Below are 15319 nucleotides of genomic sequence, written 5' to 3' on the forward strand. Positions count from 1 at the left end.
AGATCAAGTCCGGCCTTCCCTCGGTCACCGGTTGATGATTCAAGCGCAGCATGAGCCGATATGATCTGACCGACTTCGAGTGGCGCGTGATCGAGCCGCTCTTGCCCAACAAGCCCAGGGGCGTGCCGCGTCGATGATCGACGAACGCTGAACGGCACCTTCTGGGTGCTGCGGTCAGGAGCACCGTGGCGCGACCTGCCCGATCGCTATGGCCCACGCACCACCTGCTACAACCGGTTCAATCGGTGGCGGCAGGCGGGCGTGTGGGATCGGTTGATGGACGTCATCAGCGCCGCGCACGACGGCAACATCCAGATGATCGACAGCACTTCGATCCGGGCTCACCAACAGGCTGCGACGGCAAAAGGGGGCAGACCATTGTCTCGGTCGCTCCCGAGGCGGGCTTACGACCAAGATCCACGTCGTCGTCGACGCGCAAGGGCTCCCGATCCGACTCGGCCTCACTGCGGGCCAGACGCACGACGGGCAGATCGTAGACCGGCTTCTCGATCACCTCGGCCCGCGCACTATCGTGCTGGCCGACAAGGCATACGGTGCCGACCGCATCCGGGAGCTGATCCAGGATCAGGGTGCGACGCCCAACATCCCGCCTAAGAGTAACCGTAAGTGGAAGCCCTGCTTCAGCAAGCGCCTCTACCGCGAGCGCAACCTGATCGAGCGGTTCTTCTCGAAGCTCAAGCACTTCCGCCGTGTCGCCACCCGCTACGACAAGTTGCCCGCAAACTTCCTCGCCATGATCCAGCTCGCCTCAATGCGCCTGTGGCTGCGTGTTTATGAGTCTACGGCCTAGTATCTGATAAATAATGATATTATGGAGATTTGTCGTCGAGGCGGAGAGCCCGGGATATGACACAAACCGGTGTCCCATATCTCCCGTCATGCTCGCCTATGCCGCATCAATTCTCCGCCGCAACCAGCTCCAGCGCGCGGTCCATCAGCTTGGTCGCGCTGGTCCCTTCGGGCATGTCATTGGCATAGACGGAAAAGATCAGCATCCGCCCGCTCCTGCCGGTCATATAGCCCGACAGCGCCGAGCTGGCGTTGAGTGTGCCCGTCTTGGCGAACAATTTGCCCTCGAGCGTGGTGCCGACGAAGCGCTTGGACAGAGTCCCGTCCACCCCGGCAATCGGCAGCGTCGCGCGATAGGCCGCGCCCCAGGGCTGGCCGGCGATCCAGCGCAACAGGATCGTCACGCCGCGCGGGGCGACGCGGTTATAGCTCGACATGCCGGAGCCGTCGGAAAAGTCGTAAGCGGTGCGCGGCACGCCGGCGCGCTCCAGCATCGCGCGCACTTCAGCGGTGCCATCGGCGATCGATCCGCTGCCGCTGCGGCGGCTGATCCGGCGCAGCATCAGCTCGGCATGCAAATTCTGGCTGACCTTGTTGATCAGCGTCAGGTCCTGCGCCAGCGGTGGCGGGGTGAGCTGGGCCAGTACCGGCTCGCGCGGCGGACGCGGCGCAGGCGCGCCCTTGCGGATCGCCGGGTCGTCGGTTGGGCCCAGCGGGCGATGCCGCGCGGTCACCGTCCCGGTCACCCGCACGCCGCGCGCCTCGAGCATCCGCTTGAAGGTCCAGGCGGCATAAAGCGCTGGCTCGTCGATGCCGAGGAGCAGTATTTCGGGTTTGGCATCCGCCGCGATCGTCCCGCTCAGGCTGACCAGCTTGCCGTTCGCCGCGCGGTCGAACTCCAGATCGGTCTTGCCCGTCGCCACCGTCACCGCGGTGTTGAAAACATTGTAATAGGGTGACAGATCGACCCGCGGCTTGGCGCCGACCGCGCCGGGCGTCACGCGCAGCGGCAATTCATTGTCGTCAAGCGTCAGCGCCGATGTGGCGGTACCCGATCGCGTCGGAATATTGTTCCAGCTCATCCCCGCGCCCCAGCGTTGGTTGGGATACAGGCTGTCATCGCCGCGCACGTCATGCACCACGCGTGTTTTTGCAGCGACCGCGTCGGCCAAAGTGGCAAGGCAATCACTGGTGCAATCGGCTGCGCTGGACAGAAATGCGTCGCCACGGCCTTCGAGGACCAGGTCAGGCGCGCCTTTTCCGGACGGCTCAAGCCGCACGGCTGTGCCGCCATCGGCATCCGGCTGATCGAGGCCGCTCAGCGTGGCGAAGGCAGCGGCGGTGGTGAAGATCTTGGTGTTGGATGCGGGGATGAAGCGCTGGTCGGGGTTGATCGCAATGATCTCGCGCCCGTCCTCGGTCGTGACGACCAGCCCGAACCGCGTGCCGGGCGCCGCCTCGGCGAATGTCGTCTCGACGCGCTGCTGAAGCGATGGCGCCTCCTGTGCAGCAAGCGGCGGGGCGAGCGCCGGGGCCAGCAGGGTCAGGGCCAGTATCGCGATGGTGGGTTTGGATGGCATCATGGCTTGAGCCTAGAAGGAATGGCGCGGGGAGCAACCGGGCACCGCTCATTCAGAGCGTTGGCGCGGCCATAACCGATGCGCATAGCCGCGGCGTTCCATGCTTGTCGGAGGAGTGCGCGCGGGTCAGAACAACCGCATGGCATGGCAGACCGCTTTTCGATTGATCGCATGCGCTGCGGCGCTGATGCTGACGGGTGCATCGGCGCCGTCCGAACCCGATCCGCTTGCCGCAGCGCTCGCACTGCCCGTGGCCGGCGACCTGACCGGGGCGCGCGACGCGGCGCGCTTCGCCTGGGTCGAGAACCAGGCCGGCGCGCGCAATGTCTGGGTCGCCGATCGCGGCAAACCTGCACGGCAAGTCACGGCTTTTGCCGCGGATGACGGGCAGCAACTCTACGATGTCGTTCTGAACAGCGACGGGACGCGCATCGCCTTTGTGCGCGGCGGCGACGAGGAATTTCCCGACGGCTCGATCCCCAATACCGCCTCCGCGACCCTGTCGCCGAAACAGCAGGTCTTTGTCGGCAGTGCGGACGACGCCGCGCCGGTCGCGGTGGGGGAGGGGCATTCGCCGGCCTTCGCGCCCGACGGCGCGCGGCTTGCCTATACTCGCAAGGGTGCGATCTGGCTGTGGGACGGGACGACGTCGCGCCGGCTTGCGAACGTCGCAGGAGAGGTGACGCGGCTGCAATGGTCGCCGGATGGCACGCGGCTGCTGTTCGTCGACAATCGCGACGATCACAGTTTTGTCGGCTTGCTCGACCTTGCCGGCACCAACGTCCGCTATCCCGATGCCTCGTTCGGTTTTTTCGGTCGAGCCGATCTTCTCGCCTGACGGCAAGGCGATCGCCTTTATCCATTATGTCGATCCTCCTGCAGGTGCGACCGCGCAAAGCGGCCCTTACTGGTCGCTGCGCATCGCCGACGCCGCGAGCGGCGCATCGCGCGCATTGTGGAGCGCGCCGGCGGGCGATGGCGCGCGCTATTACGGCACGCGCAGTCGCAACCTGTTCTGGGGCGTGGACGGGCAACTCGTCTTTCCCTGGGAACGCAGTGGCTGGGTGCATCCCTTCGCGATCGATGCGGCAAGGGGCGGAGAGCCGCGTGACCTGACCCCGGGCGCGTTCGAGGTGGAGAGTTTCCTGCTCGGCCGGGACGGGCAATCGCTGATCTATGCTGCCAATGCGGGCGATATCGATCGCCGGCATGTCTGGCGCGTGCCGCTCTCCGGTGGCGCACCGCTTCGCGTGACGCAAGGATCTGGCATCGAGAGTTTTCCAACGCCGGGGGGTTATGCGCTGGCGGCGATTGCGACCGATGCGACGCATCCCGCGCATCCGGTGCTGGTGGATCGCGCGATGACGCCGCTCGGCAGGAAAGTCGCGGCGCAGGATTTCGTCACGCCCGAGGCAATAGTCTTCAAGGCTGCTGACGGTGTGGAGGTCCATGCACAGCTGTTCCGCGCGCGCGGTCCGGGCCGCCATCCGGCGTTGATCTTCGCACATGGCGGGCCGCGGCGGCAGATGCTGCTCGGCTTTCATCCGAGCGGCTATTATTCCAACGCCTATATCCTCAACCAGCATTTCGCCGCGCAGGGCTATGACGTGCTGGCGGTCAATTATCGCAGCGGCACCGGCTATGGCCGCGCCTTTCGCAATGCCCCGGAGACAGGCCGCGGCGGCGCGTCGGAATATCGCGATATCCTCGCCGCCGGGCGCTGGCTTGCCGCGCAGTCTCACGTCGATCCGGCACGGATCGGTATCTGGGGCGGCAGCTGGGGCGGTTATCTGACCGCACTGGCATTGGCGCGGAACAGCGACCTGTTCGCCGCCGGGGTGGATTTCCACGGCGTGCACACCATGCTCCGCGCGGTCGAGAACAACCTCTCGCCCGACGCGCAGGCGGCGGCGCGCCAATTGCAATGGACCTCATCGCCGATGGGCTCGATCGACCAATGGCGCTCGCCGGTCCTGGTGATCCATGGCGATGACGACAAGAATGTCGATTTCGCCCAGTCGGTGCTGCTGGTGCGCGAATTGACCGCGCGCCGGATTCCCTTCCGTTTCCTGACCGTTCCCGATGAGCGCCACGATTTTCAGCGCTATGCCAATTGGCTGGCCAGCTACCGTGCGGCCGATGCCTTCCTGGCTCAGACGCTGATGCGTAAGGAACCACTGCCCTGATCTGGTTGCGCAATTCGCTGGCGCTGGTCGCGGCGGTGGCCGGGATCGGCTCGCCCTCGGTCGATGATCGAACCACGTTGATCCGGGGCGCGCGTGTGTTCGACGGCAGCGGCGCGCCGGCGGTGGTGGAAAATGTCCTGATCCACGGCGACCGCATCGTCGCGGTCGGCAAGAAGATACGCGCCCCGGCCGGCAGCAAGGTGATCGATGCGCGGGGCTTGACCCTCATCCCCGGGCTGCACGATCTCCACACCCATATGCGCTCGCCCGCGTTCGACGGGCCTGACGATCTGCCCAAATCCTATGCCGGCTATCTCCGCCACGGTGTGACCACGGTGAACGAATTCTCCGTCTCGGGCGAAATGATCGCGCCGATCCGCGAGATGACCGGCCAGTCGACCGGGGCTGCTGGCACTGTGACTGCACCGAACCTGAAGCTCGCGATCCGCTTCGGCGTGCCCGGCGGGCACGGCACCGAATATGGCTGGGGCAATTTCTTCACGCTGCAGGTGCAGACGCCGCGCGCCGCTCATCTCGCCATGGCGCGGGCGCTCGCGTACAAGCCCGATGTCATCAAGGTATTCGCCGATGGCTGGCGCTATGGCCGCGGTTCGGGGCTGGACAGCATGAACCAGCCGACACTCGCCGCGATCGTGCGCGATGCGCATGCCGCGCATATTCCGGTGATCACCCACACCGTCACGCTGGCCGGCGCCAAGCTGGCGGCATCGGCCGGGGTCGATGCGCTCGGCCACGGCGTCGGCGACGCGCTGGTCGATGACGAGCTGATCGCACTGATGAAGGCGAACGGTACCGGCTATGTCCCGACTCTGGTGGTCTATGAGCCGCAACAGGACCGCAGCTTCACACCCGCCGAATGGCGCGAACTGCGCCCGCCCGAACGCGCGCAGGAGCAGGAACGGCTGGCCCGGCCGATCGAGCCGATCCCCGAGCTGGACTCGAAACGCTGGACGATCATGCGGGAGAATGTCCGGCGGCTTAAGGCGGCCGGGATCCGCATCGGCATCGGCACCGATGCCGGGATCGGCGGCGTCTATCATGGCAGCTCGACGATCCGCGAGATGCGCTGGCTGACTCTGCTTGGCCATACCCCGGCCGAGGCGCTGGTGGCGGCGACCGCGGCCAGCGCCGGGATCCTGCGCGAAAGCGCTGACCATGGCCGCATCGCGCCCGGCCAGCGCGCCGACCTGGTGCTGGTCGGCGGCAAGCCCGATGAGCGGATCGACGATCTCTACGATGTCCGCCGCGTGTTCGTGTCGGGGCGCGATGTACCGCTGAAGCCGCTCCGGGACGCGCTCGACAGCACTGCGATGTCGCCCCTGCCACTGCACCGCATGACGGGGCCGATCGATACCGGCGCGGGCCGGGGAGGGCGGACCGATCTTGACACGCTGCCGGTTGAAAGCACCGACTCAGGCGTGGACCACAGCCATCTCGATTTTGCCCGCCCCGATCAGGGCGAGGACAAGAGGCTGTTCATGGTCGCGCATCTCGGCTCGGCGCCGAAGCCCTATGCGCAGTTGATCCTGCCGCTCACCAAAGGCGCCGTGCAACTCGCCGATGCGCGCGGTTTCGCCGGCGTGGCGTTCGAGGCGCGCGGCGCGGGGCAGTACCGGCTGTTGTTCGACAGTTACGGCCTGGACGGCAGCGCGAACTTCGCAGCACCGTTCGCGGCGGATCAAAGCCGCCAAGAGATCCGCATTCCGTTCAGCGCCTTTCGCAGCCGGGACGACAAGGCCGTGCTCGATCCGGCCCGGCTACGCGCGGTGATCGTGCGGCTCGATGGTCCGCCCGACGGCAAGGCCTGGCTCGAACTGGCCAGGCTGCGCTTCTACCGTGCCGATCCCTGACGGTCAGCGGCTGGCGGCAGCCTCGGGTGGCAGCGACGCAGCGCTGATCGTGTGGGCAATCCTCTGCAGGAAGGACACCGGGCCCGCCTCGTGAAGCGCGCGGCCGCTGCTCAGCGCGCCATCGATCACCACTCCCATCTGCAGGGCGAAATGGTCGGGATCCGCTATGCCCATTTCACTCGCCAGCGCTGCGAGGCGCCGGCGCAGTTCCGCCTTGTGCGCAACCGCGACCTTGCGCGCCGGATGCGCCTCATCGGCATATTCGGCCGCGATGTTGATTTGCGGACAGCCGCGATAGCCGGGGCGGGCGACGCGCTCGCCGATCCATTCCAGTTGCGCGTCGAGCTCCTGCGCGGGCTGGCCGGCATGGGCGATCGCCACCGCATCCCATTGCGCCCAGAAATCCCGATCCTCATTGTGCAGAAACGCTTCGATCAAATCGTCCTTGGTGCGGAAATGCCGGTACAGGCTGGTCTTGGCGACACCCGCGCGCTCGACGATCAGGTCGACGCCAATCGCGCGCGTTCCCTCGCGATAGAAGAGTTCGCCTGCCGTTTGCAGGATCCGGTCGCGCACGCTTGCGGCGTTCTCGCCCGGCTCGGTCTGGTTTTGCTTCACTCCGTCCAACCTCATGAAATCCGGTCGCCGCCGGCATTGCTACACCGGAATGCTTGACGACGCTACAGATCTGTATCATTAGAACAGACAGGTCTGTAGCGTCGAGGGTGATATCATGAGCATCGCGAGTGAAAACAAGATCGTCGCCGTCATCGGCGGCGCTGGCCATACCGGGCGCTTCGTCGTCGCCGAGCTGAAGCGGCGCGGTCTGGGGGTGATTGTGGTTGGGCGCGACCAGCAGAAGCTGGCCGCCGAAGCGGCTTCACCGGGCATCACGGTGCGGGCAGCAGGCATGGACGACCCGACCTCGCTCGATGACGCTCTGTCGGGGGCGGCCGCAGTGATCAATTGCGCCGGGCCCTTCATGGACACCGCGATTCCGGTGATCGACGCCGCGCTGCGTGCCGGCATCCCCTATCTCGACGTCACCGCTGAACAGCAGACGGTGCAAGCGATCATCGCAACCCGTGACGCCGCCGCCCGGCAGGCAGGTATCGTGCTGCTGCCCGCGGCGGCATTTTATGGCGGACTCGCCGACCTGCTTGCCGGCGCGGTTCATGACGGATCCGGGCCGGTCGACGAAGTGACCGTGGCGATGTTCCTGGACAGCTGGCATCCGACCAGCGGCACGCGTGTGACCGGTCAGCGCAACACCGCCAAAAGGCTGATGCAGCGGCAGGGCCGGCTGGAAGTGATTCCGGATCCGGCGCCGACCCGACACTGGAGCTTCCCTGCGCCGTTCGGGGATCAGGACATGGTCATGCTCCCGCTCACCGAAATGATCACGCTCGCGCATCACTTGCGCCCCGAAACGATCGACAGCTGGATCAATCTGGCGCCGCTGCGTGACCTCCGTGATCCGGCGACACCACCGCCCCAGCCAAGCGACGCGCAGGGACGCTCGGCGCAACTCTTCGCCATGGATGTGCTGGTGCGAACGGGCGACCGGGTACGCCGCGCAACCGCCAGCGGCCAGGACATCTACGCCATCACCGCGCCGATCATCGTCGAGGCGGTCGAGCGGCTGCTGGCCGGCGAAGCTTGGGACAAGGCGGGTACGCGCACGCTCGGTGATGTTTTCGATGCCCGCGCCTTTCTGGATGCGCTGGGGCCGGACACGTTGCGGGTTGTCTATCAGGACGCGGCCTGACCTTTGCCCGCCTTGGCATTGTTGCACGCTGCCGTTTCCAGCGCGGTCCATTGCCGCGCCTGTTATGATACGACGTCCGTCATGAGCGATCACCGGAAACTGGCTTTATGGGCGGCGGATTGTGCCGAGCGGGTACTGGATCTGTTCGAAGCGCAGCATCCCGACGATGCCAGGCCGCGACAGGCAATCCAGGCGGCGCGGCAATGGGAAAGCGGCGATCTGGCGATGACCGGCGCGCGCGATCATGCCTTTGCCGCCCATGCGGCGGCGCGCGACGCTGCCACTCCTGCCGGATCCGCCGCAGCCCGCGCGGCCGGGCACGCTGCGGCCACCGCGCATGTCGTCACACATGCCCCCCATGCCGCGACCTATGCACTGAAGGCTAAAGCATTTGCGGGAGGGGACGCAGAGGCAGAACGGAACTGGCAGCGCCTCCATTTGCCGTCTCATCTTCGGAACCTTGTGCCGTGACGCCGCATTCACTGCGTTGAAGCAGGGAGATCAGGACCATGGGCGACAAACGCATCGATGCGGCATCGCGGATCATCAAGGCCTCGCCGCAGTCCCTGTATCGCGCCTTTGTCGATGCCGATGCCTGGCTGATCTGGCTGCCGCCTGAGGGCATGACGGGCAGCATCGAGCTGTTCCAGCCGTTTGAAGGCGGGCGTTACCGCATGACCCTGACTTATGACGAACTGCCGGCAGGCACATCGGGCAAGGCATCGGCCGATTCCGATGTAGTTCGCGGACAGTTCGTGAGGCTGGTGCGGGACGAGCGCGTCGTGCAGGTCGTCGAATTCAGATCCGACGACCCGGCCTTTGCCGGCGAGATGACCATGACCTGGTCGCTGACGCCGGTGCCCGACGGCACTGAGGTGCGCATCATCTGCGAGAATGTGCCGCCGGGCATCAAGCCGGAGGACCATGCGGTCGGGCTCGGCTCGACGCTCGACAATCTTGCGGCCTTTACCGAATAGCGCGCCTCCGACGTGGAATTGACGTCGATTCAACGCTGGTGGCGACCATGGCATTGGACCGCCCGGCGGACCCATTTCGGACTCCGGCGCGCTCTTTCACATGGTCGGAGAACTGATTTAAGCTGGCTGATAGCTGGCTGATAGCTGGCTGATAGCTGGCTGTTACCTGGCTGTTACCTGGCTGTTCCATGGCTGTTATTCGTTAACAGCCAGTAGCCAGTAAGATGCTGAAAAGCATTGTGAATTCGGACGCTGGAGCTCGATTTAACAGCCAGGAAAAAAGTTATCAGCGAATAACAGCCAGGAACAGCCAGCTTTGCGTGGACCGCTAGACTGGGATGAGGTTTGATTGAACCACCTGGTCATTCCCGCGAAAGCGGGCATCCCGCTTTCGCGGGTATGACGGAAAAGAGTTACTTAAAGTCTCTGGCTCTAGACGTAATGCGGCTCGCCGCGCTCGTGTAGCTCCTCGTAATGGACCAGCGCGGGTTCGGGACCCAGCGGCACCGGCTCGCCAGCCCGGAATGCCCATTCGCCGCGGTCGCAATCCTCGGCGCGGACATAGCCGTTGATGTACAGGCGGCGGCGATGGCTCGACCGGTTGGTGCCTGAGCCATGGACCAGATAGGGGCTCCACAGTGCCAGGTCGCCGGGATCGAGCACCACGTCGACCGCATCGTCCGGCGACAGGTCGGCGGAGAGCAGCGCAGAATCGCTCATCGATCTGCCCAGTACCTCAATCGATGAATCCAGATCGAGATTGCCGCGCAAATGGCTGCGCGGAATGAAGCTCATGCAGCCGGAATCGTGGGTGTGCGGGTCGATCGCGAGGCCGGTCTGGATATAGGACGTGCCGAGATTACGATACGCCGCATCCGGCTTGCGAAAGCGCGAATCCTGATGCCAGGCGAAATCGCCCTGACCGCCGGGCGCTTTCCAGTGCAGCTGGTTGATGATCTGCTTCAGGTCGCCGCCGATCAGCGGTTCGAGGATGCCGGCGACGCGACGGTCGGTGCGCAGCGCGTTCAGCACCGGCTGGTGATAGGACGGCCACTGTGCCATCCGCACGACCGGGCCATCTGTGCCGTCCGCGACATTGTAGAACAGATTGCCGTGCCGGAAGCTGCGGCCGTGCTGTACGCCCTCGGCATGGATCTGGTCGACCGCTGCGCCAACCGCTTCGATCTCCGCCGCGGTGAAAACGCCGCGCACGATCGCATAGCCGTCGCGGTGATAGGCGACGGCGATGTCGTCCCGATCCTTGCTCGCCATTGCCGTTCCTTCCATCGCTCGTTCAGTCGTCGCGCCGCGACCGGTAAATCTCTTCGTCGAGTTCGCCTTCCCAGCGCGCGACGGTGGTCGCGACCGTCAGGTTGGCGCTTGCGCTCGGCACCGTGCGGGTCATGTCGAGCAGCCGGTCGAACGGCAGCACGAAGCCGACGACCAAAGCCGTCTGTTCGGGCGGAATACCGACTGCCGACAGGACGGCGGCAAGCATGAACAGTGAGGCTGAAGGGACCGGCGCGGTGCCGAACGCGGCGAGCGCGCCGGTCAGCAGCACCAGGCCGTAGACGCCGGGCGTGAGCGGCGTGCCGAACGCCTGTAATGCGAACATGCTGAGCAGGCCGACATACATCGCCGTCCCGTCCTTGCCGATGCTCGCGCCGAGCGGGAGGACGGTGGAGAAGACCGGCCGGCCGACGCCGAGATTGCTCTCCGCCACGCGCATCGCAACTGGCAGCGTGGCTGAGCTCGACGCAGTCGAAAAGGCGACGACCAGCGCATCGACGATGCCGCGGAAAAAGGGCAGCACGGGCAGGCGGGCAGCGAATTTCAGCAACAGGCTGTGCACCACCAGGATCTGGATCAGCGATCCGAGCACGACGGCAAGCGCCAGCCAGCCGACATGCACGAACACCGCCGCGCCATTGGCGGCGACCGCACCGGCGATCAGCGCGAACACGCCGAACGGAGTCGCTTCCATGACGATCCCGACGATCTTGAGCAGCACCGCAGAGGTCGATTGCAGCAGCGCGGCGAACGGCTTGCCTGCTTCGCCCGCAACCACAGTCCCGACGCCGAACAGGATCGCGACGAAGATCAGCGCGAGCATGTCGCCCTTGGCCAGTGCCTCTACGATGTTCAGCGGGATGATGCCGATCAACTGGTCATAGGGTGTGACCGGCGTGCCGAGCGCATGCGCGACGGCGGTGCCGAGCGGCGCATCGACTCCCGGGCGTACCAGCGCGGCGACCAGCATGCCGACCGACACGGCGACCGCGGTGGTGAAGGCGAACAGACCGATGGTTTTCGCGCCGAGCCCGCCGAGCCGCTTGGGATCGGCCAACGCGGTGATGCCCGACGCAATGGTGATCAGCACGATCGGCGCGACCAGCATGCGGATTGCGCGCACGAACAGATCGCCCATGAAGGCGACCGCCGGCGTCGCCGACGGCCACACCAGCGCGAAGATCAGCCCGAGCGCGAGCGCGCCCAGCACGCGCTTCCACAAGGCGATCGTGAACCAGGTGCGGAGCAGGCTCAAGAACAGCTGCCTGGGGTCGGTTTGCGCGGCAGGGCCCGTCCGGCGGCGCGCTTCGTCAGAACGCCATTGTCGACCGCGACCACGCCATTGACCAGCACGGTGCGCACCCCGACCGCCAGCAGCGTCGGCTGCTCATAGGTCGCGCGCGGCGCGTAGCTTTTGGGGTCGAATACCACCACATCGGCGAACGCGCCGGGCTTCAAATGCCCGCGTCCCTCAAGATGGAAAGTATCGGCGGTCAGCGTCGAGCTCCGCTCGATGAATTCGCGCAGGGTCAGCACCTTATCGGCGGCGACGTACTTGGCGTATTTGCGCGCATAGGTCGCATAGACGCGCGGATGGCCGGTCGAGGCATCCGATCCGGTCATCACCCAGGGTTGCTTCATGAAGGCGGCGATGTCGGGCTCGATCTGGTTGAACGAGGCGACCGCTGGATCGCCGATGCGGATCACCGCGATGGCGGCGGCGAGCGGGTCCTCCTTGCGAGCCTTTGCGATGTCGGCCAGCGTGCGGCCCTTGAACTGGCCGGCGGTGATCAGCAGCGATGCCGCGCCGCCACGCTTGCGCAAGGTCTCGGTCATGCCGGTGCGTAGCTTCTCGGCAAGCTTGGGATCGTCGAAGCGCTTGAGCAGCGCCGGGCGCCCGCCATCCTGCGCCCAGAGCGGGATCAGCGATGCGGTCAGGCTCGTGCCCGATGCGGACCAGGGATATTGGTCGGCGGTGACGTCCTGCCCGGCGCGGCGCGCGGCCTCGACCTTGGCGATGATCGCGGCCGCCTGGCCCTGCACGTCCACGCCCAGCGCCTTGATGTGCGAGATATGCACCGGCAGCTTGCCCTCGCGCCCGATCGTGATCGCTTCGTCGATCGCGGCGGCAAGGCCGACAGTATAGCTCGATTCATCGCGGATATGGCTGTCATAGATGCCGCCATGCCGGCCGGCTTCGGCGGCCAGCGCGACCACTTCATCGGTCTTGGAGAAGCTTTGCGGCGCATAGAACAGGCCAGTCGACAGGCCCATCGCACCCTGGCACATCGCGGTCGCGGTCAGCGACTTCATCTGCGCCAATTCGGCGGTGGTGGGGGCACGGTCAGCGGCGCCGACCACTTTCGTCCGAACAGCGCCAAACCCGACATAGGCGGCGAAATTGATCCCGACCGGCTTTGCCGCGACACTGCCCAGCACCTTGGCGATATCCGGGGAACCGCCACCGTCATTGCCGATGAAAGCGGTGGTCACGCCCTGCATCAGGAAAGGCGGGATCAGGCGGGTCGCGGGATTTGCGGAGGCAAGCGCGTCGCCCATATGGGTGTGCGGATCGATAAAGCCCGGCGCTACCACCATCCCGGTGGCGTCGATCACACGTTTGGCGGTGACATCGGCATGGGCGGCAACGATCTGGATGTGGTCGCCACTGATCGCGACATCGCCGACGAACGGCGCGTCCGATCCGGTATAGATAGTGCCGCCGCGGATCAGCAGGTCGACGCTTTGCCGCGCCGGTGCAGCGCCGCACGCGCTCGTCAGGATGGTCGCTACAGCCAGGACGCGCGCGATGCGGTTCATATCGTTCCCCAAAAGCCTGTAGCCGGCGGGGCGAGCATACCGCTCTCGTCCGTGACACCGCCGGGTCGATCCTCCCTGAGCCAGATCGGGCCGTCAAGATCGACAAAGTCCGACAGGCGCGCGACGTGCAGGGCAGGGGCGATCGAAAGCGAGGAGCTGACCATACAGCCAGTCATCAGCCCAAGCCCACGCGCGCGCGCCGCCCGGGCCAGCTCGAGCGCTGCGGTCAGCCCGCCGGCCTTGTCGAGCTTGACGTTCACATGGCTATAGCGGCGCGCGATCACATCGAGATCGGCGGCGACATGGACCGACTCGTCGGCGCAGATTGGCACAGCCGAGGTAAACCCTTCGAGCCACGCATCATGGTCGGCCGGCACCGGCTGTTCGAGCAGCGCGACCCGCGTTTCGATCAGCAATGGCTGCAGTGCCTCGACCAGTGCCTGGTTCCAGCTCTCATTGGGGTCGACGATCAGCGCAGCATCGGGTGCAGCATTGCGCACCGCGCGGATCTGCGCGGCGGGGTCATTGGCATCGACCTTGATCTTGAGCAGCGGTGCGGCGGCGAGCGCGGCGGTGGCTCGCGCCATTGCCTCAGGCGAGTCGATGACGATGGTCAGCGCGCTCGCCAGCGGCTGCGGCTCTGGCGCGCCGATCAGGCTCGCCACGCTTCTGCCCGACTGGCGCGCTTCGAGGTCCCACAGTGCGCAGTCGACCGCGTTGCGCGCGGCGCCTGGCGGCAGCAGCGACAACAGCGCCTGTCGATCGGCGCCTGCCTCGATCGCTGCCCTCGCACCTTCGATCGCGGCCAGCGTGCTCTCGATGCTTTCGCCGTAGCGCGGATAGGGCACGCCTTCGCCGCGCCCGGATGCCACGCCATCGCTGATCGTGACGGTCACGACATCGGCCGCCGTCTTGACTCCTCGGGCGATGCGAAACGGCGCGATCAGTTCGAACCGGTCGTGCTGCGCCTGGAGCGTGCGGCTCATTGCAGCAATCGGTCGATCACGCCCTCAAGGCCGAAGCGCATCGGGTCGGTGCAGGGCAGGCCTTGTTCGGCGGCGGTCGCCTCGCACAGCGCGCGCGCCGTATCGAGCTCCATCGCCGAGGTGTTGAGGCAGATGCCGACCGCACGCACGCCAGGACTGGTCAGTCGCGCGACTTGCAGGTTCATCTCCAGGCACTCCTTGAGGCCGGGCAGCGCGCGTCCGGGGATGCCGCGCATATGGCGGCGGACCGGATCGTCGCACATCACGATCGCCTCAGGCTGGGCGCCGTGCAGCAAGCCGGTCGAAACGCCGGCGAAAGACGGGTGATACAGCGATCCCTGTCCCTCGATCACGTCCCAGCCGCCATCGGCGCGCGCTGGAGCGAGCTGCTCGATCGCGCCGGAGATGAAGTCGGCGACGACCGCATCGACCGGCACGCCTGCGCCCGCGATCAGGATGCCGGTCTGGCCGGTCGCGCGGAAGTCGGCGGTCACGCCGCGAGCGCGAAGCGCGTCGGTCAGCGCGATCGTGGTATACATCTTGCCGACCGAGCAATCCGTGCCGACTGTCAGCAGGCGGTGGCCGGCACGGGCATAGCCGTTGCCGACGACCAGGTCCGTTGGCGGGTCGCGGACGTCGAACAGCTGCAGGCCGCGTTCCTGGGCCAGTGCGGCCAGGCGAGGCACGTCGCGCAAGCGCTGGTGCAGGCCTGCCGCGACGTTCATCCCGGCCTCCAGCGCGGTGATGGCATCGGCGATCAGGTCTTCGCCCATTGTGCCGCCCGAATTGGCGATGCCGAGCACCAGCGTGCGCGCGCCCGCCGCGGCGCCCTCGGCGAGCGTCATGCGCGGCAGGTCGAGCGTGAAGGGGCAGTCGTCGTACCGGAACTCGCCGACACAGGCATCGCGGCGAAATACGGCGAGACCGCGCGAGGTCTTGATGCCGACGGGGTCGGTGCTGTGACCGAGGTAGAGGAGATAGGGAGTAGGGATCATCGCCATGAGCCTATCCTCGCCCCGCGCGTCTCCGGC

13 protein-coding genes and 1 pseudogene are annotated in these 15319 nt (G+C 66.2%); 7 read left to right on the plus strand and 7 right to left on the minus strand.

Features of this window, described 5'->3' with window-relative positions:
- The first annotated feature begins 50 nt into the window (after window positions 1-50).
- A pseudogene (locus H3Z74_RS05245) lies at window positions 51-811 on the plus strand (IS5 family transposase).
- A 106-nt stretch (window positions 812-917) separates the two neighbouring features.
- Here H3Z74_RS05245 and dacB read toward each other — a convergent pair.
- Window positions 918-2390: a D-alanyl-D-alanine carboxypeptidase/D-alanyl-D-alanine endopeptidase gene (dacB, locus tag H3Z74_RS05250; RefSeq protein ID WP_187762901.1), complete on the minus strand. Its 1473-nt coding sequence runs from the start codon at window positions 2388-2390 to the stop codon at window positions 918-920.
- A 139-nt stretch (window positions 2391-2529) separates the two neighbouring features.
- Here dacB and H3Z74_RS24325 point away from each other — a divergent pair, with 139 nt between their 5' ends.
- From H3Z74_RS24325 to H3Z74_RS05260, 3 genes are read left to right on the plus strand one after another with little or no spacing between them, the layout of a single operon-like run.
- Entirely contained in the window at window positions 2530-3228 is a 699-nt protein-coding gene (locus H3Z74_RS24325; RefSeq protein ID WP_229726907.1) for a TolB family protein, read from the plus strand.
- The gene (locus H3Z74_RS05255; RefSeq protein ID WP_229726908.1) at window positions 3185-4576 is read left to right on the plus strand and encodes a S9 family peptidase; all 1392 of its coding nucleotides are present in this window, start codon (window positions 3185-3187) and stop codon (window positions 4574-4576) included. Before H3Z74_RS24325 ends, H3Z74_RS05255 begins: the two co-directional genes overlap by 44 nt.
- A 5-nt stretch (window positions 4577-4581) precedes the next feature.
- On the plus strand, window positions 4582-6447 hold the full coding sequence (locus H3Z74_RS05260) for an amidohydrolase family protein (protein ID WP_187762902.1): 1866 nt from the start codon (window positions 4582-4584) through the stop codon (window positions 6445-6447).
- A 3-nt stretch (window positions 6448-6450) separates the two neighbouring features.
- Here H3Z74_RS05260 and H3Z74_RS05265 read toward each other — a convergent pair whose 3' ends face one another.
- A complete protein-coding gene (locus H3Z74_RS05265) occupies window positions 6451-7080 on the minus strand; it encodes a TetR/AcrR family transcriptional regulator (protein ID WP_187762903.1) in 630 nt (209 codons plus the stop codon).
- Window positions 7081-7180: 100 nt separating this feature from the next.
- Between H3Z74_RS05265 and H3Z74_RS05270 the strand changes: the two genes are divergently transcribed.
- The 3 genes from H3Z74_RS05270 to H3Z74_RS05280 all read left to right on the plus strand — a co-directional run bounded on the left by H3Z74_RS05270 (window position 7181) and on the right by H3Z74_RS05280 (window position 9192).
- A complete protein-coding gene (locus H3Z74_RS05270) occupies window positions 7181-8215 on the plus strand; it encodes a saccharopine dehydrogenase family protein (protein WP_187762904.1) in 1035 nt (344 codons plus the stop codon).
- An 81-nt stretch (window positions 8216-8296) separates the two neighbouring features.
- Window positions 8297-8686, plus strand: a complete 390-nt coding sequence (locus tag H3Z74_RS05275; RefSeq protein WP_187762905.1) for a putative immunity protein — start codon at window positions 8297-8299, stop codon at window positions 8684-8686.
- 38 nt (window positions 8687-8724) lie between these two features.
- Entirely contained in the window at window positions 8725-9192 is a 468-nt protein-coding gene (locus tag H3Z74_RS05280; RefSeq protein WP_187762906.1) for an SRPBCC family protein, read from the plus strand.
- Window positions 9193-9624: 432 nt separating this feature from the next.
- Here the strand turns inward: H3Z74_RS05280 and H3Z74_RS05285 are convergent, their stop codons facing one another.
- The 5 genes from H3Z74_RS05285 to dgcN are packed head-to-tail and all read right to left on the minus strand — an operon-like array spanning window position 9625 to window position 15283.
- Window positions 9625-10464: a phytanoyl-CoA dioxygenase family protein gene (locus H3Z74_RS05285; protein WP_187762907.1), complete on the minus strand. Its 840-nt coding sequence runs from the start codon at window positions 10462-10464 to the stop codon at window positions 9625-9627.
- 22 nt (window positions 10465-10486) lie between these two features.
- Complete coding sequence (locus H3Z74_RS05290) at window positions 10487-11737, minus strand: dicarboxylate/amino acid:cation symporter (RefSeq protein WP_187762908.1); 1251 nt, start codon at window positions 11735-11737, stop codon at window positions 10487-10489.
- The gene (locus H3Z74_RS05295; RefSeq protein ID WP_187762909.1) at window positions 11734-13302 is read right to left on the minus strand and encodes an N-acyl-D-amino-acid deacylase family protein; all 1569 of its coding nucleotides are present in this window, start codon (window positions 13300-13302) and stop codon (window positions 11734-11736) included. The genes H3Z74_RS05290 and H3Z74_RS05295 overlap by 4 nt, the downstream gene beginning before the upstream one ends.
- Window positions 13299-14288 (minus strand): N-acetyl-D-Glu racemase DgcA, encoded by a 990-nt coding sequence (dgcA, locus tag H3Z74_RS05300; protein ID WP_187762910.1) that lies wholly within the window; start codon window positions 14286-14288, stop codon window positions 13299-13301. Before dgcA ends, H3Z74_RS05295 begins: the two co-directional genes overlap by 4 nt.
- The gene (dgcN, locus tag H3Z74_RS05305; RefSeq protein ID WP_187764182.1) at window positions 14285-15283 is read right to left on the minus strand and encodes an N-acetyltransferase DgcN; all 999 of its coding nucleotides are present in this window, start codon (window positions 15281-15283) and stop codon (window positions 14285-14287) included. The genes dgcA and dgcN overlap by 4 nt, the downstream gene beginning before the upstream one ends.
- Between the last annotated feature and the right edge of the window lie 36 nt (window positions 15284-15319).

This window comes from Sphingomonas alpina (assembly GCF_014490665.1).
Lineage (GTDB): Bacteria > Pseudomonadota > Alphaproteobacteria > Sphingomonadales > Sphingomonadaceae > Sphingomonas > Sphingomonas alpina.

Excerpts from the sequence above, each read along its gene's own strand:
- dacB (WP_187762901.1), bottom strand. The coding sequence starts at position 2,390 with ATGCCATCCAAACCCACCATCGCGATACTGGCCCTGACCCTGCTGGCC.
- H3Z74_RS24325 (WP_229726907.1), top strand. The coding sequence starts at position 2,530 with ATGGCATGGCAGACCGCTTTTCGATTGATCGCATGCGCTGCGGCGCTG.
- H3Z74_RS05255 (WP_229726908.1), top strand. The coding sequence starts at position 3,185 with ATGCCTCGTTCGGTTTTTTCGGTCGAGCCGATCTTCTCGCCTGACGGC.
- H3Z74_RS05265 (WP_187762903.1), bottom strand. The coding sequence starts at position 7,080 with ATGAGGTTGGACGGAGTGAAGCAAAACCAGACCGAGCCGGGCGAGAAC.
- H3Z74_RS05270 (WP_187762904.1), top strand. The coding sequence starts at position 7,181 with ATGAGCATCGCGAGTGAAAACAAGATCGTCGCCGTCATCGGCGGCGCT.
- H3Z74_RS05275 (WP_187762905.1), top strand. The coding sequence starts at position 8,297 with ATGAGCGATCACCGGAAACTGGCTTTATGGGCGGCGGATTGTGCCGAG.
- H3Z74_RS05280 (WP_187762906.1), top strand. The coding sequence starts at position 8,725 with ATGGGCGACAAACGCATCGATGCGGCATCGCGGATCATCAAGGCCTCG.
- H3Z74_RS05285 (WP_187762907.1), bottom strand. The coding sequence starts at position 10,464 with ATGGCGAGCAAGGATCGGGACGACATCGCCGTCGCCTATCACCGCGAC.
- H3Z74_RS05295 (WP_187762909.1), bottom strand. The coding sequence starts at position 13,302 with ATGAACCGCATCGCGCGCGTCCTGGCTGTAGCGACCATCCTGACGAGC.
- dgcA (WP_187762910.1), bottom strand. The coding sequence starts at position 14,288 with ATGAGCCGCACGCTCCAGGCGCAGCACGACCGGTTCGAACTGATCGCG.
- dgcN (WP_187764182.1), bottom strand. The coding sequence starts at position 15,283 with ATGATCCCTACTCCCTATCTCCTCTACCTCGGTCACAGCACCGACCCC.